Genomic DNA, 20,680 nt, shown 5'->3' with positions numbered 1-20,680 from the left:
CCATGCTGCTGACCATCGACGTAGGCAATACGCACACCGTTCTGGGCCTGTTCGACGGTGACGAGATCGTCGAGCACTGGCGGATCTCCACCGACGCCCGGCGCACCGCCGACGAACTGGCGGTGCTGCTCCAGGGCCTGATGGGCATGCACCCGCTGCTCGGGGAGGAACTGGGCGACGGCATCGAGGGCATCTCCATCTGCTCGACGGTCCCCTCGGTCCTCCACGAGCTGCGCGAGGTGACCCGCCGCTACTACGGGGACGTCCCGGCCGTCCTGGTGGAGCCGGGCGTCAAGACGGGCGTGCCGATCCTCATGGACAACCCCAAGGAGGTCGGCGCGGACCGGATCATCAACGCGCTGGCCGCCGTCGAGCTGTACGGCGGCCCCGCCGTCGTCGTCGACTTCGGCACCGCGACGACCTTCGACGCGGTCAGCGCCCGCGGGGAGTACGTGGGCGGCGTGATCGCCCCGGGCATCGAGATCTCCGTGGACGCGCTGGGCGTCAAGGGCGCCCAGCTCCGCAAGATCGAGCTGGCCCGCCCGCGCAGCGTCATCGGGAAGAACACCGTCGAGGCCATGCAGTCCGGCATCCTCTACGGCTTCGCCGGCCAGGTGGACGGCGTGGTGCAGCGGATGGCCCGGGAACTGGCCGACGACCCGGACGACGTGACGGTGATCGCGACCGGCGGGCTGGCCCCGATGGTGCTCGGCGAGTCCTCGGTGATCGACGAGCACGAGCCCTGGCTGACCCTGATCGGCCTGCGCCTGGTCTACGAGCGGAACGTCGGGCGCCTCTGACGGACGCGGACGGAGGGTGCGCGTCCGGTCCGGCACTGGCGCGCCCGTGTGACGCGCACCCCGCTGCCGCGCCACCGTGCACGAATTAAGCGGCTTTTGTCCGAATCGGTCGTAAAGTCGCCGCATGCCAATGCCATACGGACCCCGCGGCGGCATGGCCTTCGGCGCCGATGAGTTGCGTGTGCTCCGTCGCGCCCTCGCCCATGCCCTCCAGACGACCTCCCCCGCCGTCCCGCCGGCCGCCCCCGGGCCGGACCGGGCGCAGGACGTCCAGGAATACCTCCTGCTGGCCGAGGCGGTGGACGAGGCGGTCCGCGAGGGCGCCCGCCTGCGCGCCTTCCTGCTCGCCGACCTCGCCCGCTACCGCGACGCCCTCCCCGGGGCCGCCACCGGCTACCTCACACGCCTCCAGGAGGCGCTGGCGGCCGGCCACGTCCCCGGCCCCGACGACCTCGCCGCGCTGCGCTCCCTGCTCGCCCGGCCCGCCGCCGAGGCCGAGCGCACACGCCGCGGCGAGGTCCTGCGGCACTGTGAGCGGCTCGCCGAGCAATCGGTCCGGGCCCGGCTGCGCGCGCTCCCCGGCGGGCGCTCCGGCCCCTGCCCGGACGGCCTGCCGGCCGGGCGCGCGACCGCCCGGCCACGCCCGGCCGGCGCGGGCCCCCGCGGCGGCCCGGACGCCGCCTCCGGGCCGGAGCCCGAGCGGGAACCCCGGCGCGAGCCCAGCCCCGCGCCCCGCCCCGAGCCCCGGCGGGGGCCGCCCAAGCCCACGCCGGACCCGAAGGCCCCCCGCCCCGACCGGCCGATCCCCACGCCCGGCGAGGTCTTCCCGCCCCGCCGCAAGCCCGCGCCGCCCCCGGAGACACGCACCGCCTGAGCGCTGCGTACTCTGGCTCCTGGCTCAGTACGCATCGCGGGCTCACGCCTTGAAGGAGGCCCCTTGCCATGGATTACGTCGCAGCGCTGCTTCCGCCCGTAGTGATGGCAGTGGCCTTCACCTGCCTGATCATCACGATGATCAAGAGCCAGGGCGGCCAGAACAAGTCGAAGGAGGACGCGGCCGTCGACGAGGCGTTCGCGCGCGCCGAGGCCGCCGGGCAGGAGCCCAAGGCGTTCGGCGCCTGAACCCCGCCTTTTCGGCGGCCCGTCCGCGTGCGGTACGGCCCGGGATTGACCGTCCCGGGCCGTACCGCCTTTTTCCGGGCCAAACGCAACGAGATCAACCGGCATTCGCGACATCTCCCACTATTCTTCTTGTGTGCCGAGACGCTTGGGTGATCTGGAAGACGCGGTGATGACGCGGGTCTGGGAGTGGAACCGCCCGGTCACCGTTCGGGAAGTCCTGGAGGATCTCCAGAAGGAGCGGTCGATCGCCTACACAACGGTCATGACCGTATTGGACAACCTCCATCAGAAGGGCTGGGTCCGCCGCGAAGCCGAAGGCCGCGCCTATCGATATGAGGCGGTCTCCACTCGCGCCGCCTACTCGGCCGCACTGATGAACGAAGCGTGGTCCGCCAGTGACAACCCCGCGGCCGCACTGGTCGCCTTCTTCGGCATGATGTCGCCCGAACAACGGCAAGCCCTGCGCGACGCCGTACGGATGGTGCAGGCCGACGACCCGGACGACGCCGGGGAAGAACAGACCGCCGCCCGGGAACGGCACCGGGAAGGGGCTGCGGAAGCCCCCCGCGAAGAACACCCGCACGCGCCCGGGGAAGCCCCGGCCGGCGCCGGAGATGAACCCGGAGCGGAGGCCGGCGGCAAGGAGCGATAGCGTCCGGGCATGCCAGCGCATTCAAAAGGGCTCACCGTCCGCCGCGCCCGGACCGGCGATGTCCCGGCCGTACGCCGCCTCATCGACGCCTACTCGCGCGAGGGGATCCTGCTCGACAAAGCCACCGTCACGCTTTACGAGGACATCCAGGAGTTCTGGGTCGCCGAGCGGGACGAGGACGCCGAGGTCGTGGGCTGCGGCGCACTGCACGTCATGTGGGAAGACCTCGCGGAGGTCCGCACCCTGGCGGTGGACCCGGCGATGCGCGGTGCCGGGGTCGGGCACCAGGTCCTGGCCAAGCTGGTGGCCACCGCCCGGTGGCTGGGAGTGCGGCGCATTTTCTGCCTCACCTTCGAAGTCGACTTCTTCGCCAAGCACGGCTTCGTCGAGATCGGCGAGACTCCCGTAGACGGGGATGTCTACAGCGAACTGCTGCGTTCCTATGACGAGGGGGTTGCGGAGTTCCTCGGCCTCGAACGAGTGAAGCCCAACACCCTGGGCAACAGCCGCATGCTTCTGCACCTGTGATCAGCGTTCTATGTCCGAATCGCTCCCCTATCTCATGGCTACGGAAGCATGCGTTCCCCGCTGTGTGGGCAAGTGAACCCTACCCAAGGGTTTGTGTTTTTCCCGGAAAAGCGGTTTGCTTTCCGTCGTAATCCACATTCGATGAAAGGGAAACCTGGTGGCACAGAAGGTTCAGGTTCTTCTTGTCGACGACCTCGACGGTGGCGAGGCCCACGAGACGGTGACGTTCGCTCTCGACGGTAAGTCCTACGAGATCGACCTCTCCGACGCCAACGCGGAGAAGCTGCGCGAGTCGCTGGCCGACTTCGTGAAGGCCGGCCGCAAGACCGGTGGCCGTTCCGCCGGCCGCGGCAAGACCCGCGCCGCTTCCGCCGGCTCCCAGGACACCGCGAAGATCCGCGCCTGGGCGAAGGAGAACGGCTACAACGTCAATGACCGCGGCCGGGTCCCCGCCGACATTCGCGAGGCATTCGAGAAGGCCAACGGCTGAGCGCCGCAGGCGCGATCCGATTGGCCATTACGCGCACGTTCCAACCGGGCCCGGTGGCACTCCGTCGCCGCCGCGCTCACGAGCCGTACGAGGTCGGGGGCGTCCCCACCGTCCCCGATTCCTGCCCCGATCCCCGTGGTGGGCAGGGAATCCGCGGCCTCGTACCCAGGCCGGGGAGGCCGCACCCACCCCGCGGCCTCCCGCGCGCCGCAGCCGCTTGAGGCGCGGCCTTGCGAGGGGGGCGCCGGTGCGGGCATCCGCCCCCCGGCCCCGCGCGCCGTGAGATCCGCGGCGAGCGCCCCCCACTCCAGCCATTCCAGGATTCCCGGGAGCTCCTCCGCGCCGCCCGGCGCGACGAGCAGGAGCAGTTTCGGCCGATCCGGCGGGCGCTGCGCGCCCCGTCCGGGCCGCAGGAGCGCGGCCGGGCCGGTGTGCGGCAGCCGCCGCAGCACGGCGCGCCCCGCGTCGGCGGGCATCTCCAGGACGTCGAAGCGGACCCCCGTGAGCAGCTCCACCGGCTCGGTGCCGGTGGTCGGCCAGCCCAGTTCGTCCTCGTACCACCGGCGGACGGTGGCGAGGGGCGAGCGGGGTCGCGGAAGCGCGCGGGCCATGCCCGGTGCAACTCCCGACCCGACGGAAGGTTACGGAGGGTGTGCGGAGGATTGCATTCCGTGTATCGAGGTGGGGAGTGCGGGTGCATCGCGGGGCGTGGGGTTGTTCGCCCGTAGCGGAGGGGAAAGGCCCGCGCCGCATGGAGTGTCAGTGGCAGCGGGTAAGAAAGTCTCAGTGGGAAGAGACGCTGTGACCGGCGCACGGAGCAGTTCGCCGCCGTCTTTGACCGGTGGCGGACGGTGTGTCGGCGAGGGGCGCGTTCGCCACGGGCGTAGTGGCGGCATGCGTATATGCCTGGCCTGCGGGAACATCGTCTCGCACCATCGAGTTGGAGCAGATGTCAGCTGTTCGGCAGTAAATTTCCCCGTCGGAGCGGGGTGATCCGGACGGGTGTCGGCAGTTGGAATGAGCTGTCCCGCCCTGCGGGACTAGCATGCGGAAGGACAGGGAGGGGACCGACCCCTTACTGCCTGACCGCTCTGAGGAGCGATTAACGATGTTCGAGAGGTTCACCGACCGTGCGCGGCGGGTTGTCGTCCTGGCTCAGGAAGAAGCCCGGATGCTCAACCACAACTACATCGGCACCGAACACATCCTCCTGGGTCTGATCCACGAGGGTGAGGGTGTCGCCGCTAAGGCCCTGGAGAGCCTCGGCATTTCGCTCGAGGCGGTCCGCCAGCAGGTGGAGGAGATCATCGGCCAGGGCCAGCAGGCCCCGTCCGGGCACATCCCCTTCACCCCCCGTGCCAAGAAGGTCCTGGAGCTGTCGCTCCGCGAGGCCCTCCAGCTCGGCCACAACTACATCGGCACCGAGCACATCCTGCTCGGTCTGATCCGCGAGGGCGAGGGCGTCGCCGCCCAGGTCCTCGTGAAGCTGGGCGCCGACCTGAACCGGGTCCGGCAGCAGGTCATCCAGCTGCTCTCCGGCTACCAGGGCAAGGAGGCCGCCACCGCCGGCGGCCCGGCCGAGGGCACCCCCTCGACCTCCCTCGTCCTGGACCAGTTCGGCCGCAACCTCACGCAGGCCGCCCGGGAGACCAAGCTCGACCCGGTCATCGGGCGCGAGAAGGAAATCGAGCGGGTCATGCAGGTGCTGTCCCGCCGTACGAAGAACAACCCGGTCCTCATCGGCGAGCCCGGCGTCGGCAAGACGGCGGTCGTCGAGGGCCTGGCGCAGGCCATCGTCAAGGGCGAGGTGCCCGAGACCCTCAAGGACAAGCACCTCTACACCCTCGACCTGGGCGCCCTGGTCGCCGGCTCCCGGTACCGCGGTGACTTCGAGGAGCGCCTGAAGAAGGTCCTCAAGGAGATCCGCACCCGCGGCGACATCATCCTGTTCATCGACGAGCTGCACACCCTGGTCGGCGCGGGCGCCGCCGAGGGCGCGATCGACGCGGCGAGCATCCTCAAGCCGATGCTGGCCCGCGGCGAGTTGCAGACCATCGGTGCGACGACGCTGGACGAGTACCGCAAGCACCTGGAGAAGGACGCGGCCCTGGAGCGCCGCTTCCAGCCCATCCAGGTCGCCGAGCCGTCGCTGCCGCACACCATCGAGATCCTCAAGGGCCTGCGGGACCGCTACGAGGCGCACCACCGGGTGTCCATCACGGACGCCGCGCTGGTCGCCGCGGCCACCCTGGCCGACCGCTACATCTCCGACCGCTTCCTGCCGGACAAGGCGATCGACCTGATCGACGAGGCCGGTTCCCGGATGCGCATCCGCCGGATGACCGCGCCGCCGGACCTCCGCGAGTTCGACGAGAAGATCGCCGACGTGCGCCGCGAGAAGGAGTCCGCGATCGACTCGCAGGACTTCGAGATGGCCGCCGGCCTGCGCGACAAGGAGAAGCAGCTCCTGGCCGCGAAGGCGAAGCGGGAGAAGGAGTGGAAGGCCGGCGACATGGACGTCGTCGCCGAGGTGGACGAGGAGCTGATCGCCGAGGTCCTGGCCACCGCGACGGGCATCCCGGTCTTCAAGCTCACCGAGGAGGAGTCCAGCCGGCTCCTGCGGATGGAAGACGAGCTGCACAAGCGCGTCATCGGCCAGAAGGACGCCATCAAGGCGCTCTCGCAGGCCATCCGCCGCACCCGCGCCGGTCTGAAGGACCCCAAGCGCCCCGGTGGCTCGTTCATCTTCGCCGGTCCGTCCGGTGTCGGTAAGACCGAGCTGTCCAAGACGCTGGCGGAGTTCCTGTTCGGTGACGAGGACGCGCTGATCTCCCTCGACATGTCGGAGTTCAGCGAGAAGCACACGGTCTCCCGCCTCTTCGGTTCGCCCCCCGGTTACGTGGGCTACGAAGAGGGCGGCCAGCTGACCGAGAAGGTGCGCCGCAAGCCGTTCTCCGTCGTCCTCTTCGACGAGGTCGAGAAGGCCCACCCGGACATCTTCAACTCGCTGCTCCAGATCCTGGAGGACGGTCGCCTGACCGACTCCCAGGGCCGGGTCGTGGACTTCAAGAACACGGTCATCATCATGACCACCAACCTCGGCACCCGGGACATCTCCAAGGGCTTCAACCTGGGCTTCGCCGCCCAGGGCGACGTCAAGACCGGCTACGAGCGGATGAAGGCGAAGGTCAACGAAGAGCTCAAGCAGCACTTCCGGCCCGAGTTCCTCAACCGTGTCGACGACACGGTGGTCTTCCACCAGCTGTCGCAGGAAGACATCATCCAGATCGTCGACCTGATGATCGCCAAGGTGGACGAGCGCCTGAAGGACCGCGACATGGGCATCGAGCTCAGCGGCGAGGCGAAGTCGCTGCTGGCCAAGCGCGGCTACGACCCGGTGCTCGGCGCGCGTCCGCTGCGCCGCACGATCCAGCGCGAGATCGAGGACGCCCTCTCGGAGAAGATCCTCTTCAACGAGCTGCGTCCGGGCCACATCGTGGTCGTCGATGTCGAGGGTGAGGGCGACGCCGCCACGTTCACCTTCCGCGGCGAGGAGAAGTCGGCCGTGCCGAGCGCCCCGCCGGTGGAGTCGACGACGGGCGGCGCGGGCCCGAACCTCAACAAGGACTGAGCCCGAGCACGCACACAACCGCCCCGGGACCGCACGTGATGTGCGGTTCCGGGGCGGTTGTGCGTGGTGCCTTCGGTCAGTCGCGGGGGCGGGGGTAGTAGGTGACGTCCAGGTGGGGCGGGAGGGGGGAGGCGGGGGACGGGGTGAGGTAGGAGAGGTAGAGCTTTTCGAGGGCGGGGAGCGCCTCGACGGGGGAGAGGTCCAGGGAGCCGCCTATCAGGCCGTAGAGCTGGAGGGTGCGGACGTTCGGGAAGGCCGGGAGGAGGGCGGGGAGGAGAGCGCCGAATTCGGCCAGGGGGCGGTACCCGATATTGATCAGGCTGAGCATTTCCACCTGGGGGAGGCGGAGGTTCCGGGGAATGCGGAAGGTCGTTTCCTCTTCCGCCAGACCGAGGGAGAAGTCCGCCAGGTGGTCCAGGCGGGAAAGCGCCTGCCACTGGTCGGGGGCGGAGTCGCCCGGGAACTTCCGCAGCTGGAGGCTCTTCAGGCCCGGCCAGGCGGTGAGGCCGGTGAGGTCGGGAAGCCGCTCGCCGACCAGGAGGTGGGTCAGCGGAGCCCGGCCCGGCAGGGCGTCGAGCCCCTCCGGCGGGAGCGGGACCATGAGCATCAGGGAGGTCAGCCGGTCCAGACGGGCCAGACCTCGTGGCGTACGGCCGATCCCGGAGACGGAGAGATAGCGCAGGGGCAGGCCGGCGAGCGGGGCGACGGAGGCGACGCCGGGGCAGTTCTGGAGGGACAGCGAATCCAGGGACGGGAATTCCCGGAGGAAGGCCAGATCGTCGAGGTCCGGATTTCCGCTCAGCGTGAGATGCGTGAGCTGGGGGTGGAGGCCGCCGAGGAGTTCCGCGGTGGTGAACGGGCCGTTGACGGTCGTACGGGGGCGGCCGCCGAGGGACCTCAGCAGGTGCAGTTCCTCGGGGGAGGACACGGTGACGGGCGTGTCGGGGCCGAGGTGGCGGATGACTTCTTCCGCGTAGCGGTCGGTGCCGAACGTGGCCCAGTGGAGGCCGAGTTGGGAGCGGACGGCGAGGGACGGGTGGTCCCGGAAGCGCTTGACGCATTCCAGTGCCGCGTCCGTGCCGATGGTGGCGGCCGTGTGAATGACTTCCTGGGCCTCGTCGTCCTCCAACCCCTCGGGGCCGGGGAGCAGTTCCAGGACGAGGGGGCCGGTGTCGGCGAGGAGGTTGGACTCCTCGCGGGTGCGGGGCGGGAGGATGGCGCGGGCCCGGGCGTTGACCTCGTCGCGGACCGCCGGGTCCAGTTCCGTGGCGTGTTCCAGGCAGGCCACGGCGAGCAGGTCGACGCGGAGTTCGCCGCGGGCGAGGAGGCCGCGCAGCAGCTCGACGCGTTCGCGGGGGCGGGCGTGGGCGACGGCCATGCGGATCACGTCCTCCCACTGGGAGTCCGCGGCGTGGTGGAGGAGGAGGCCGAAGTCGCCTTCCTCGACGGCGGCCTTGGCGCCCAGGTAGTCCTGGAAGGTGCGGTGGACGAAGTCCACGGTGCCGGGCGCCGGTTCGCGGAGGAGGCCGCTGCGGAGCAGGAGGTGGCGGAAGACCGCCGGGGCGGGGCCCTGGGAGGCGGCGGCGGGGACGGCGGGGAGGGCGTCGGCGAGGAGGCGTTCGGCGCGGTCGCGGTCGAGTTCGGTGCGGCCGTTGCGGATCAGCCAGTAGGCGAGCCGCTGGAGGAGCTGGATCTGCGGTTCGTCGGCCAGCTCGATGCCGTCCGGGCCGCGCATGTCGCGTTCGCGGTCGCGGCGGGAGAGCAGCATGCTCAGCGCGGCGTCGTAGAGCTCCTTGCGGCCGTGCGGGAGGTAGCCGCGGCGGTCGCGGTGGAGTGCGCAGATCAGTCCGCACATCAGGGGGTTGGTGGCGAGGCGGCCCAGGTCGGGTTTGGTGCGGACGGCGGCGAGGAGGGACTGCTCGTAGCCGGCGAGGAGGTGGGGGTCGTCGGGGTCCGGGGTGGCGGCGTGGTGCCAGCGGGTGAGGAACGCGGCGACCTCGTCGCGGCTCATGGGGGAGAGGGTCAGTTCGGCGAAGCCGTCCGGGGCCAGCCAGTCGTCGCGGACCGCCGAGGGGCGGGTGGTGACCAGCCAGCGGTTGTCGGCCGGGAAGGCGTCGAGGAGGTCGCGGAGCCAGGCGCGGGCGGCCTCGCGCTCGCGGTCGGGGATCTCGTCCAGGCCGTCGATCAGGAGGAGGGCGCGGCCGGAGGTCAGGACGCGGTCGGCCCAGCCGGCGGGCTGGGCGCCGGCGTGCGGGCAGCCCACGGCGGCCAGGAAGCGGTCCGGGGTGGGCAGCGGCGCGCCGGAGCGGGTCAGGGTGCGCAGCGGGAGGACGAAGGGGATCCGGCCGTAGAGGTGGGGCAGGGCGGTGGCGGCCAGCGGCCGGGTGCAGGAGACGGCGAGCCACTGGACGAGGGTGCTCTTGCCCGAGCCGGCGACGCCGCGGAGGAGGACCCGGGAGCGGTTGGCCAGGGCCTGGTCGGCGGGTTCGGCCTTGCGGGCCGGCAGCCCCTCGAAGGGGATCTCGAACTGCTCGAACAGGTCGTGCGGGCCGGTGCCGGCGGCGGTCGCCTCCAGGCTCATGTAGGCCGCGTCCAGGGGCCAGCGGCCCGGGGAGTTGTGCAGGTCGATGCCGTAGATGGTGAGGCGGTTGTGCTTGCGCGCGACGTAGTCGAGGTAGGTGCGCTCGAAGGCGGTGTCGGCGGCGAGCGGGGACGGGTGGCGGTCCAGGAAGTCGTCGATGCGGCTGATCAGGGTGTCCAGGCCGCGGCTCTGCTGGACGAGGGTGCGGGCGACGAAGGTGGACCGCTGGCTGAAGAAGTGCACGATGTGCAGGCAGGCGGTGGCCAGCAGGGTGTCGTGGAGGAGTTCGGCGTCGCGGGAGAGGTCGCGGGTGGCCCGCGGGGCGGCGGCGCGCAGGTTCTCCGCCAGGGCCGCGGGGCCGAGCCGGACGGCCTGGACGTCGTCCATGGTGAGGGCGGAGAGGGCGGCGAGGGTGGTGGCCAGGGCGGTGGCCACGGCCGTTTCCTCGTCCGGGGGGACCGGGTGCTCGCCCGGGGCGGCGGAGCGGGCGGCGCGGCGCACCAGTTCCCCGGCGAGTTTGCCCAGGTCGCGGTCGGAGAGGGTGCGCTGCTCGCCCTTGAAGGAGACGAGGGCGGAGATGCGGACCGGCTTGTCCACCAGGCCGGCGCCGGGCCCCTCCGCCACGAAGAGCTTCTTCACGAGCGGTCCGACGACGGCGGACGCGAGCCGTGCGCCTACTGCTGACGGGTCCATGTGCGGTTCGTTCCCCCCTGTGACGGTGCCGGGATCAGATTAGAGGGGCGGGCGACCGCCGGTCAGCCGTTTCCCCCCGTTACCGGGAGCCGGTGGTCCTGAATTGCGTAATCCGGGTCACAGTAATTCCCGTAACCCGGGTCACATGCGGGCTGTCCGAGTATGTAATGCGGGCCACAGAAAAGCCCGGGATTCTCGTGACATGGGGCACAGGAATTGGGCCCGTACTAGGTGTGCTAGGAGAATGCGGCGGGGTGGGCGGCGGGCGCCCGAAGAGTCATCGTCGCCGGTCAGCGCGGTGTGGGTGGCGATCGGGGCCGGTCAAGAAGTGTCCCGGTATTACGCGTGCGCCTAGTAGGAACGGCCTCTTGGACATGACGGCCGGGCGGGTTACCAAGGTATGGCGATCCCGGACCGCAGCCGGGAAAACCCCCCTGACTTTCCCTTTCGGAGGAAAAGCCCGCATGTCTGAGTTCACCGCCATACGCAATTCCAAGAAGTCCGCCAAGAACACCGTGTTCGGGCTGCGCCACCGGGCCGCCGTCGTGGTCGCCGGTGCCGGTATCACCGCCGCGCTGGGCGCCGGTGTCGCCACCGCCGCCGACAGCGGGCTGCTGCACCTGACCGCCGGCACCGGCAAGGCCGTCGCCGCGCAGGCCGACGCGCAGACCAAGGCCGCCAAGGACGCCAAGGCGGCCGCGGTGAAGGCCACGGCGAACGCGGCGCAGAAGGCGGACGCCTGGGTGAAGCCGGTGGACCAGTACGTCCTGGGTGAGCCGTTCGGCATCCCGGGCAGCCACTGGGCGCACAAGCACAGCGGCCAGGACTTCGTCGTGCCGACCGGTACCGCGGTCCACGCCGTCCACGAGGGCACGGTCATCAAGGCCGGTCCCAACGGCGGCGGCGACGGCCCGGCCTACGGCAACGCGATCGTGATCAAGCACGCCAACGGCATCTACACCCAGTACGCGCACCTGTCGCAGATCCAGGTCCACGTCGGTCAGCAGGTGTCCGCGGGCCAGCAGATCGCCCTGTCCGGCAGCACCGGCAACTCCACCGGCCCGCACCTGCACTTCGAGGTCCGCACCGGCCCCAACTACGGGTCGGGCATCGAGCCGACCGGATTCCTGCGGGCTCACGGCGACGCCGTCTGAGGACGGCACGGCCTGAGCTGAATCCGGTCAGGCTGGCCGGCGGCCCGGCGGGTTTGCCGCCGTGACCAGTTCCGTGGCGACCCTGAGGACGGCCTTGCGCTTGTCCTCGGGGTCGCCTGCGAGGTTCTGCATCGCGAAAACGCCCGCATGCATCGCGAACAGCGCGGTGAGGCACCGCACCTGGTCCACCAGGTCGGCGTCGTCCTCCTTGAGCAGGTCGTAGAGGTCGAGCATCCGCTCCTTGAAGCGCAGGCCGACGCTCAGCTCACGCACCGTGGCCTGGTTTTCCTGCATGAAGCGGAAGAGGTCCTCGGCGGAGCGCAGCGACTCGTGGTACCGCCGGATGACCTCCTGCTTGGTCTCCACCGTCCGCGGCTGCTCCTTCGCCCAGGCGATCAGCTCGTCGATGGGCCGGCACAGGTCCTCGAAGAGGCTGATGACGATGTCTTCCTTGGTCTTGAAGTGGTAGTAGAGCGCGGCCTTGGTGACCTCCAGTTTTTCGGCGATCTCGCGCAACGAGGTCTTCTCGTAGCCGTGTTCGGAGAACAGCTCCAGCGCGACGTCCTGGATGCGCTGGCGGGTGTTCCCGCGGCGCGGCTGTGCTGTGCCCATGCTGCTCTCCTGCGTGACGGCGTGATCGGTGCGGGGTGCGGCCCGCTTCCCCGGCAATCATCTGCTGCCCTGCTGGTCACGGACGTACCCACCCCGGCACCAAAAAACTTACTTGACGCCCGGCTAGTAACTCTCTACCTTCTGACTGTACCTAACTAGCCGGGCGGCAAGTAAGTAAGAACGATGGGGAAGTGATGGGGATGTCGCGCACAGCGACCCCGACGGGGGAGATAACGGAGCCGGCACAGAGCACGGGCAAACAGCCCGCCGGCGTACGCATGGTGCTCTTCGCGCTGATGATCGCGATGCTGCTCGCGATGCTGGACAACATGATCGTCGGCACCGCGATGCCGACGATCGTCGGCGAACTGGGCGGGCTGGCGCACCTGTCCTGGGTCGTCACCGCCTACACGCTGGCCACCGCGGCATCCACGCCGATCTGGGGCAAGCTCGGCGACATGTACGGGCGGAAGGGCGTCTTCCTGACGTCCATCGTGATCTTCCTGATCGGTTCGGCGCTGTCCGGCATGGCGCAGGACATGGGCCAGCTGATCGGCTTCCGCGCCGTGCAGGGCCTGGGCGCGGGCGGTCTGATGGTGGGCGTCATGGCCATCATCGGCGACCTGATCCCGCCCCGGGAGCGCGGTAAGTACCAGGGCATGATGGCCGGTGTGATGGCCATCGCCATGATCGGCGGCCCGCTGGTCGGCGGCACCATCACCGATCACCTCGGCTGGCGCTGGAGCTTCTACATCAACCTGCCGCTCGGCGCGATCGCCCTGGTCATGGTCACCGCCGTGCTGCACCTGCCGAAGAAGCGGTCGCAGGCCCGGATCGACTACGCGGGCTCGGCGCTGCTGACCATCGGCATCACCTCGCTGGTCCTGCTCACCACCTGGGGCGGCACCGAGTACGACTGGGCCTCGAAGCAGATCGTGGGCCTGGGCGCGCTGGCGCTCGTCGCCCTGGTCGCCTTCGTGCTGGTCGAGCGGAAGGTCAGCGATCCGGTCCTGCCGCTGCGGATCTTCCGGAACGCGAACTTCTCGCTGGTCACGGTGATCGGCTTCCTGGTCGGCTTCGTGATGTTCGGCTCGATGACGTTCCTGCCGCTGTTCCAGCAGACCGTGCAGGGCGCCTCGGCGACCAACTCGGGTCTGCTGCTGCTGCCGATGCTGCTGTCGATGATGGCGGTCTCGCTGGTCGCGGGCCGGGTCACCACCCAGTCCGGCAAGTACAAGATCTTCGTGACCGGCGGCGGCTTCCTGATCACCGCGGGCCTGGCGCTGCTGTCCCTGATGGACGTCGGCACCACGCGCTTCACCTCGGGCCTCTACATGGCGGTGCTCGGCGCCGGTATGGGCTTCCTGATGCAGACCACGATGCTGATCGCGCAGAACAGCGTCGAGATGAAGGACATGGGTGTCGGCTCCTCGTCGGCGACGCTGTTCCGGACCATCGGCGGCTCGTTCGGCGTCGCGATCCTCGGTGCGCTGTTCACCAACGAGGTGACGCGGACGATGACCGAACGCCTCGGCGCCGCGGCCGGCAAGATGGCCGGCGGTGCGCAGATGGACCCCAAGAAGCTGCCGTCGCTCCCGCCGGCCGTGAAGGACGCGTACGCGCACGCGGTGGCGTCCGGCGCGCACCAGGTCTTCCTGTGGGGCGCGATCGTCAGCGTGATCGGCTTCGTCGCCGCGTGGTTCCTCAAGGAGGTCCCGCTGCGGGGCGGCCCGGCGGCCAAGCCGGCCGAGGCGGGTGCCGCCGACGCGGAGAAGCCGATGATGGTCGAGGCCGTCTGACGGCTGCGGGCGGTGAACGGCCCCTGGTGTACGTGGCTCACGTACGCCAGGGGCCGTTTCCCGTTCAGGCGCCCGGCAGTTGCCCGCCCTTGACGGCCGCGACGAACGCCGACCAGCCGGCCGCCGGGAACACCAGCGCGGGCCCGTGGGGGTCCTTGCTGTCCCTGACGGGGACGAGGCCGGGCAGGGCGTCGGTAACTTCGACGCAGTGGCCGCCGTCGCCGTTGCTGTAACTGCTCTTGCGCCAAGTGGCGGTCGCGAGGAAGTCATCGGAGACCTCGATGCAGTTTCCGCCGTCGGGGTTGCTGTAACTGCTCTTGCGCCAAACGGCGGTTGCGAGGAAGTCGTCGGAGACCTCGATGCACTCGCCGCCCTCGGCATTGCTGTAACTGCTCTTGCGCCAAGTGGCAGACGTCAGATCAATGCCCTTGCTGCGCTTCATCTCTATAGCCCCTTGCCGATTCCTCGATCATGGCCAAGGACGCCCTGGGTGACAGTGCGGCGGCCCTGAGCAGATCGTACGACCTCCGGTAGCTCGTCACGAGCGCTGGATAGTCGATGATCTGGCCGCTGTGAACGCCCTCGGTGTAGATCAACGGCGGGGCATCAGGGAAGGTCAGGACCTTGAGCACGCCCATCATGAGCGGGTGATCGGTCTCCGATTCCGGAAGGATCTGCACGACCGTCTGGCTGCCGCGCATCAGGGCGGCGATGTGCTCCAGTTGCTCGGCCATTTCGTAGGGCGGGAGCAACGGCTTGCGGATCAGCGGCTCATGCAGGATTCCCCAGTACGTGGCGCGGTCGTCCCGTCCCCAGAACTCCGCTCGGGCCAGCCTTGCGCGGACACGTTCCTCGACGCTCTCGGGTGATGCCCATGCCGCCTTCGACTCGGCGATGCGTTGGGCGTACGCCTTGGTCTGGAGCAGGCCCGGGATGAGGAACGGCGCCCAGTCCTCGATCGTCAGGGCGGACTTCTCCAGGTCCGGGACCTCCGCGAAGTACGGCGGATGTCCTGCCACGCGCGCCTTGTGGACCGCCTCGCAGTGGCGCCCGAAGAAGCCATTGGTCGCCAGCTTCTTGTCGATGTGGATGGCCAGATCCACTGGCATGCCGAGTTCGCCGCGTTCGATGCGGCTGAGGAGTGGAGCGCCGCGGTAGCTGCCGTCCACTAACTGTTCGAGGGTGAGGCCCGAGCTTTCCCGCAGGTAGCGCAGTTCGGCGCCGTAGAAGGAGGGGACGCTCATCGATGGGTTCGGCTCCTTGCGAGGGGACATCACTCATCACCACCACTTGCTGGGAGGGCGTGCAAGCCCGATTCCCTTCCCAACGTACGCAGCCCGACGTCACGCTGTGAGCGGATCGTCACAAAGCGCACAGGAGGGTGAACGGGTATGGCCAGGGACACGGAGCAGGACGACGCGTACGCGTGTGCCGAGGGGCTGCGGGACGCGCTGGCGGCGCACGGGATCACGCTGCCGTCGCTCGGCGTCGATCTGCCGTCGTTCGCGGGTACGTACCCGCCGCCGCTCGTCGCGCTCGGCAACTGCAACGCGGCCACCGCCCGCAGGCTCGCCGACGTGCTGCACGAGGCGGCGGCGCGGTGCTGACCGTGCGGCTGCTCGCCGTGCCGAAGGAGGTGCCGGTGCTGCGGCAGGCCGTACGGGCACACCTCGGGGCGGCGGCGTCCTGCGAGGTCGAGCTGTGCGTGAGCGAGCTGGTCGGCAACGTCATCCGGCACGTGGCGGAGGGCGTACCCGTCACCGTCCGGGTGCGCGGGACCGCCGACGGGCGGACGCGGATCGAGGTCAGCGACCCGGATCCGCGTGCGCTGCCCGTGCTGCTGCGGGCGACCGCCGAGGACGAGAGCGGGCGCGGGCTGGCGCTGCTGGACGCCGTCGCGCTGCGCTGGGGCGTCCGCCAGGAGGAGGCCGGCAAGACCGTCTGGTGCGAGGTGGCGGGGGAGCCGGCGGGCACCGGCGGCCCGGCCCCTCCCCCTCGGCGCGCACAGGTGGCGCCCGTACGATGACGTGGACGTAACAACGACTCACACGTCCGCGACCGGACCCGGCCCGGACGGTACGGGGGGAATGTCTCGTGGGCTTCATGGACCGCATCCGCGGCGAGTTCATCGACATCATCGAGTGGACCGACGACAGCCGCGACACGATGGTCTGGCGCTTCCCGCGCTACGAGAACGAGATCAAGATGGGCGCCAAGCTCATCGTCCGGGAATCCCAGGTGGCGGTCTTCGTCAACATGGGCCGGATCGCGGACGTCTTCGCGCCGGGCATGTACGAGCTGGAGACCGGGAACCTGCCGATCCTCTCGACGCTCAAGGGCTGGAAGCACGGCTTCCACTCGCCGTTCAAGGCGGAGGTCTACTTCGTCACGACGCGGCAGTTCACGGACATGAAGTGGGGCACGCAGAACCCGGTCACGGTGCGGGACGCCGAGTTCGGCATGGTGCGGCTGCGGGCCTTCGGCGGCTACGCGGCGCGGGTGACCGACCCGGCCAAGCTGCTGACCGAACTGGCCGGTACGGACCCGCAGTTCCGCACCGAGGAGGTCGAGGAGTACCTGCGGCAGCTGATCGTCGGGCGGCTCGGCTCGCTGCTGGGCGGTGCGGGGATCCCGATGCTCGACCTGGCCGCGCGCCAGGACGAGCTGGGGGGCCGGCTGGCCAAGGCGCTGACCGACGAGCTGGCGGCGTCGCACGGCATCTCGATCCCGAAGTTCGTGATCGAGAACATCTCGCTGCCGCCGGAGGTCGAGCAGGCCATCGACGCCCGCAGCCGGATGGGCATCATCGGCAACATCGACACCTACGCGCGGATGCAGGCGGCGGACGCGATCGGGGACGCGGCGAACAACCCCGGCGCGGCGGGCCAGGGCATGGGCTTCGGGCTCGGGATGGCCGCCGGGCAGCAGATGGCGCAGGCGTTCGCGCCGCAGCAGGGGCAGCCGCAGGGGCAGCCGCAGCAGGCCGCCGCGCCGGCCCCTGGGGGCGGGGCGGTGCCGCCGCCGCTGCCGGGGCAGCAGCAGTACCAGTGGCACGTGGCGGTGGACGGTCAGCAGCAGGGGCCCTACGACCACGCGACGTTCACCGGGCACATCGGCTCGGGGGCGATCCGGCCCGGCATGCTCGCCTGGCGGGAGGGCATGGCGTCCTGGCTGCCGGTGGAGCAGATCGCGGAGCTGGCCCCGTACTTCCGGGCGACTCCGCCGCCGCTGCCGCCGCAGGCGTGACCGACTGCCGAGAGCCCCGTGCCGACCGCCAGGAGCCTGTGACCGTATGAGCTACCCGCCGTACCAGCCGCAGCCGCCGCAATACCCACAGCAGCCGCAGCAGCCGCAGCCGCAGCCGCAGCCGCAGCAGCCGCAGCAGCCGCAGCAGCCGCAGTACCAGCAGCCGTATCCGCAGCAGCCGTATCCGGGCCAGCAGCCGTATCCGCCGCAGGCGTACCCGCCGCTGGTTGCCCAGCCGCCGCAGGCCCCCCAGCCGCCGCAGGCCCCGGAGCCGCAGGCGCCCGCGCAGCAGAGTTACGCGTGCCCGTCCTGCGGGTCCACGGCCGAGTACGCGCCGGGGACGAACAGCCTGCGGTGCCCGCACTGCCGGTTCGAGCAGCCCATCGCGCCCGTTGACCGCGAGGTGCGGGAGCACGCCATCGAGGAGCTGGCGACGCTGCCGCCCAAGCCCCGGGCGGCCGGCGGGCAGGTGCTGCGGTGCCCGGGCTGCGGGGCGGCGAACGAGACCACCGCGCTGTCCGGCCGCTGCCAGTTCTGCGCCACCCCCATGATCGCCTCGGCGGCCGAGGACCGGATCGTGCCGGAGGGCCTGGTGCCGTTCCGGGTGGCCAAGCAGGACGTGCACGAGAATCTGCGCACCTGGGCCCGGTCGCGGTGGTTCGCGCCGAACAGCTTGAAGAAGGTCACCACCGCCGAGACCCTGCACGGCACCTACGTCCCGCACTGGACGTACGACGCCGCGACCACGACCTGGTACCAGGGCGAGCGGGGCGAGGAGTACGAGGTCGGCAGCGGGGACGACAAGCGGACCGAGGTGCGCTGGTACCACGTGCGCGGCACGGTCCAGCGGTACTTCGACGACGTGCTGGTGCCCGCTGCCGGGAACGTCGAGGCCGACCGGCTCAAGGAGCTGGAGCCCTGGCCGCTGAAGGACGCGGTGCCGTACCAGGAGGCGTACCTGTCCGGCTTCCGGACCCTGCGGTACGACATCGAGCCGGAGGCGGGCTACCAGCGCGCCCAGGAGCGGATGGCCGAGGTCATCCGCAAGGACTGCAAGGACGACATCGGCGGCGACCGGCAGCGGCTGCACGCGGTGGAGACCGCCTACGAGGCGGTGACGTACAAGCTGCTGCTGCTCCCGGTGTGGTTCGCGTCGTACGTCCACAACGGCAAGCAGTGGCAGGTCATGGTGAACGCCGAGACCGGCGAGGTCACCGGGGAGCGGCCGTACAGCCCGCTGAAGATCGCGTGTGCGGTGGCGCTGGTGGCGGTGGTGGCGACGCTGGTGTTCCTGCTGACCAAGCACCACCACTGAGCGCGGGGCCGGGGGCCGGGCCCCCGGCCTCAGCGGTCCGGGAGCTGGATGACCGGGAAGCTGCCGGTGGCGGTCGGCGCGTTCTCGGGGAGCCAGAGCACCGAGACCGCGCCGGTCGAGCCGTCCGTCAGCTCGTCGGCGTTGCGGAAGGTCAGGCGGGCGCCCAGGACGCGGGCCTGGCCCACCGCGATGGTCAGGCCCAGGCCGTGGCCGACGCCGGCCCGGTCGCTGCTGCCGGTGCGGAAGCGGCTGGGGCCCTCGCGCAGCAGCGCCTCGGGGAAGCCGGTGCCGTGGTCGCGGACCCGGATGACGCGGCCCTCGACGGTGACCTCGATGGGCGGCTTGCCGTGCCGGGAGGCGTTGGCGATGAGGTTGCCCAGGATGCGTTCCAGGCGGCGTGGGTCGGTGGAGACCTCGGCGTCCCGCAGGACCTCGACGCGCACCTCGGGGTCCAGGGTGCGCACCCGCCGGACCACGAACTCGCCCAGCGCCACGTCCTGGAGCTCGGCGCGCTCGGCATGACCGTCGAGCCGGGCCACCTCCAGCACGTCCTCGACGAGGGTGCGCATGGCCTGGGCGCGGTCCCGGACGAGTTCCGAGGGGCGGCCGGGGGGCAGGAGTTCGGCGGCGGTGAGCAGGCCGGTGACCGGGGTGCGCAGCTCGTGGGCGATGTCGGCGGTGACCCGGCGCTCGGCCTCGATGCGCTGCTGGAGGGCGTCGGACATGGCGTCCACCGCCCAGGCCAGGTCGTCGGTCTCGTCCCGGACCCGGCCGCCGCCGACCTCGTCGCGGATCCGCACCGAGGTGTCGCCGTCGGCGAGCTTCCCGGCGGCGGCCGCGGCCTTCCGCAGCCGCTTGGAGAGCCGGCCGCCGACCAGTACGCCGAGCGCGCAGCCGCCGACCACCACCGCGGACGAGCCGATCAGCAGCGCCTGGTCGAGGTCGTCCAGCACCGCGAACCGGTCGGGGAAGCGGTCGTGGAGGGACAGCACCCGGCCGTTGGCGAGCGGAGAGGCGGCCCAGACCTCGGGTGCGGTCTGGCCGGTGTCCTCCAGGAACGTGGCGCGCTCGCCCTCGCTGACCTCCTTGCGGAGCGCCTTCGGCAGCGCCGGGTCGTCGATCTTCGCGCCGAACTGGAGGCGGTTGGTGGACTCGAAGATCTTCTGCGTGAAGTTGAGGCGCTCTATCTGGACGTCGCGGCTGTTGTCGAGCATGGAGACCCGCGCGGCGTTGTGCACGACAAGGCTCAGCGCCACCGCGACCAGCGCCCCGACGAGCGCGATCGCGGCGCTCAGTTTCCATCTCAGGCCCGTTCGCAGGGCCAGCCTGACCACCTCCGGAGTCAGCCTCTCAGCTTGTACCCGAAGCCGCGGACCGTCTCGATCCGGTCCTGGCCGATCTTGCCGCGCAGCCGCTGGACGTGGACGTCCACGACCCGGGTGTCCCCGCCCCAGCCGTAGTCCCAGACCCGCTCCAGCAGCCGGTCGCGGGACAGGACGGTGTTCGGGGCGGTGGAGAACTCCAGCAGCAGCCGCATCTCGGTCGGGGTGAGCGCCACCGTCTCCCCGCCCTTGCGGACCTCCATGCCCTCGGTGTCGACCTCCAGGTCGCCGAAGCGCAGCACCGTCTCCACGGCGAGGTCGCCGGGGTCCGGGCCGTTGCCGCCGGCCCGGTCGGCGCCGCTGGCGTGGCCGAAGCGGCGCAGCACGGCGCGGATCCGGGCGACCAGCACCGCGCCGTCGAACGGCTTGGTGACGTAGTCGTCGGCGCCGGCCTCCAGGCCCAGCACCACGTCGATGGAGTCGGCGCGGGCCGACAGCATGATCACGGGGACCGTCGACTCGTCGCGGATGCGGCGGCAGAGGCTGACGCCGTCGAGTCCGGGAACCATCACATCGAGCAGGGCGATATCGGGACGATTGGCGCGGAACGCCTCCAGGCCCGCGAGCCCGTCGGGCATGGCGGTGACCACGAAGCCGTCCCGCTCCAGCGCGAGTTGGGTGGCCTCGCGGATGACGTCGTCGTCCTCGACGAAGAGAACGTGGGTGTCGGCCATG

General features: G+C 70.6%; 20 protein-coding genes. 13 read left to right on the top strand and 7 right to left on the bottom strand.

All coding sequences use genetic code 11. The features are described from left to right. Positions 1-2 precede the first annotated feature (2 nt). The 6 genes from MUU72_RS30445 (at position 3) to MUU72_RS30420 (ending at position 3,592) form a co-directional block, all read left to right on the top strand. Complete coding sequence (locus MUU72_RS30445; protein WP_248016645.1) at positions 3-800, top strand: type III pantothenate kinase; 798 nt, start codon at positions 3-5, stop codon at positions 798-800. A gap of 124 nt (positions 801-924) precedes the next feature. Next, positions 925-1,674 carry a hypothetical protein gene (locus MUU72_RS30440; protein WP_248016644.1) on the top strand — a complete coding sequence of 250 codons (750 nt, stop codon included), beginning with the start codon at positions 925-927 and terminating at the stop codon, positions 1,672-1,674. 68 nt (positions 1,675-1,742) lie between these two features. Further along, on the top strand, positions 1,743-1,922 hold the full coding sequence (locus MUU72_RS30435; protein WP_248016643.1) for a hypothetical protein: 180 nt from the start codon (positions 1,743-1,745) through the stop codon (positions 1,920-1,922). A gap of 169 nt (positions 1,923-2,091) precedes the next feature. Continuing rightward, on the top strand, positions 2,092-2,574 hold the full coding sequence (locus MUU72_RS30430; protein WP_248016657.1) for a BlaI/MecI/CopY family transcriptional regulator: 483 nt from the start codon (positions 2,092-2,094) through the stop codon (positions 2,572-2,574). 9 nt (positions 2,575-2,583) lie between these two features. Beyond that, positions 2,584-3,102, top strand: coding sequence for an amino-acid N-acetyltransferase (locus MUU72_RS30425; protein WP_248016642.1), 519 nt, complete (start codon positions 2,584-2,586; stop codon positions 3,100-3,102). A gap of 157 nt (positions 3,103-3,259) precedes the next feature. Next, entirely contained in the window at positions 3,260-3,592 is a 333-nt protein-coding gene (locus MUU72_RS30420) for a histone-like nucleoid-structuring protein Lsr2 (RefSeq protein WP_248016641.1), read from the top strand. Here MUU72_RS30420 and MUU72_RS30415 read toward each other — a convergent pair. Beyond that, positions 3,523-4,203 (bottom strand): SCO3374 family protein, encoded by a 681-nt coding sequence (locus MUU72_RS30415; RefSeq protein ID WP_248016640.1) that lies wholly within the window; start codon positions 4,201-4,203, stop codon positions 3,523-3,525. The genes MUU72_RS30420 and MUU72_RS30415 overlap by 70 nt on opposite strands. Before the next feature lie 497 nt (positions 4,204-4,700). Between MUU72_RS30415 and MUU72_RS30410 the strand changes: the two genes are divergently transcribed. After that, entirely contained in the window at positions 4,701-7,223 is a 2,523-nt protein-coding gene (locus tag MUU72_RS30410) for an ATP-dependent Clp protease ATP-binding subunit (protein WP_248016639.1), read from the top strand. Between the two features lie 76 nt (positions 7,224-7,299). On the opposite strand, the gene MUU72_RS30405 is transcribed toward MUU72_RS30410, so the two are convergent. Further along, a complete protein-coding gene (locus MUU72_RS30405; RefSeq protein ID WP_248016638.1) occupies positions 7,300-10,497 on the bottom strand; it encodes an NACHT domain-containing protein in 3,198 nt (1,065 codons plus the stop codon). Between the two features lie 464 nt (positions 10,498-10,961). Between MUU72_RS30405 and MUU72_RS30400 the strand changes: the two genes are divergently transcribed. Next, positions 10,962-11,651: a M23 family metallopeptidase gene (locus tag MUU72_RS30400; protein WP_248016637.1), complete on the top strand. Its 690-nt coding sequence runs from the start codon at positions 10,962-10,964 to the stop codon at positions 11,649-11,651. 27 nt (positions 11,652-11,678) lie between these two features. Here MUU72_RS30400 and MUU72_RS30395 read toward each other — a convergent pair whose 3' ends face one another. Further along, on the bottom strand, positions 11,679-12,263 hold the full coding sequence (locus tag MUU72_RS30395) for a TetR/AcrR family transcriptional regulator (RefSeq protein ID WP_248016636.1): 585 nt from the start codon (positions 12,261-12,263) through the stop codon (positions 11,679-11,681). Between the two features lie 194 nt (positions 12,264-12,457). Between MUU72_RS30395 and MUU72_RS30390 the strand changes: the two genes are divergently transcribed. Continuing rightward, positions 12,458-14,062: an MDR family MFS transporter gene (locus MUU72_RS30390; protein WP_443743070.1), complete on the top strand. Its 1,605-nt coding sequence runs from the start codon at positions 12,458-12,460 to the stop codon at positions 14,060-14,062. 64 nt (positions 14,063-14,126) lie between these two features. On the opposite strand, the gene MUU72_RS30385 is transcribed toward MUU72_RS30390, so the two are convergent. Together MUU72_RS30385 and MUU72_RS30380 are read right to left on the bottom strand one after the other, a co-directional pair. Next, positions 14,127-14,504: a DUF397 domain-containing protein gene (locus MUU72_RS30385; protein WP_248016635.1), complete on the bottom strand. Its 378-nt coding sequence runs from the start codon at positions 14,502-14,504 to the stop codon at positions 14,127-14,129. Next, the gene (locus tag MUU72_RS30380; RefSeq protein WP_248016634.1) at positions 14,482-15,306 is read right to left on the bottom strand and encodes a helix-turn-helix domain-containing protein; all 825 of its coding nucleotides are present in this window, start codon (positions 15,304-15,306) and stop codon (positions 14,482-14,484) included. Before MUU72_RS30380 ends, MUU72_RS30385 begins: the two co-directional genes overlap by 23 nt. Before the next feature lie 147 nt (positions 15,307-15,453). On the opposite strand from MUU72_RS30380, the gene MUU72_RS30375 reads away from it, so the two are divergent. The 4 genes from MUU72_RS30375 to MUU72_RS30360 all read left to right on the top strand — a co-directional run bounded on the left by MUU72_RS30375 (position 15,454) and on the right by MUU72_RS30360 (position 18,623). Continuing rightward, positions 15,454-15,669, top strand: coding sequence for a hypothetical protein (locus MUU72_RS30375; protein WP_248016633.1), 216 nt, complete (start codon positions 15,454-15,456; stop codon positions 15,667-15,669). Next, complete coding sequence (locus MUU72_RS30370) at positions 15,663-16,088, top strand: ATP-binding protein (RefSeq protein ID WP_372503273.1); 426 nt, start codon at positions 15,663-15,665, stop codon at positions 16,086-16,088. The genes MUU72_RS30375 and MUU72_RS30370 overlap by 7 nt, the downstream gene beginning before the upstream one ends. Before the next feature lie 77 nt (positions 16,089-16,165). Next, complete coding sequence (locus MUU72_RS30365) at positions 16,166-17,308, top strand: SPFH domain-containing protein (RefSeq protein ID WP_248016654.1); 1,143 nt, start codon at positions 16,166-16,168, stop codon at positions 17,306-17,308. Positions 17,309-17,354: 46 nt separating this feature from the next. Next, positions 17,355-18,623, top strand: coding sequence for a TFIIB-type zinc ribbon-containing protein (locus MUU72_RS30360; RefSeq protein ID WP_248016632.1), 1,269 nt, complete (start codon positions 17,355-17,357; stop codon positions 18,621-18,623). A 29-nt stretch (positions 18,624-18,652) separates the two neighbouring features. On the opposite strand, the gene cseC is transcribed toward MUU72_RS30360, so the two are convergent. Beyond that, entirely contained in the window at positions 18,653-19,957 is a 1,305-nt protein-coding gene (cseC, locus tag MUU72_RS30355; RefSeq protein ID WP_248016631.1) for a two-component system sensor histidine kinase CseC, read from the bottom strand. A gap of 8 nt (positions 19,958-19,965) precedes the next feature. Then, entirely contained in the window at positions 19,966-20,679 is a 714-nt protein-coding gene (gene cseB / locus MUU72_RS30350) for a two-component system response regulator CseB (protein WP_248016630.1), read from the bottom strand. Position 20,680: the final 1 nt, after the last annotated feature.

This window comes from Streptomyces rhizoryzae (assembly GCF_023155275.1).
Lineage (GTDB): Bacteria > Actinomycetota > Actinomycetes > Streptomycetales > Streptomycetaceae > Streptomyces > Streptomyces rhizoryzae.
The sequence above is the reverse complement of the archived record's forward strand: the minus strand, read 5'-3'. Positions and strand labels throughout refer to the sequence as shown.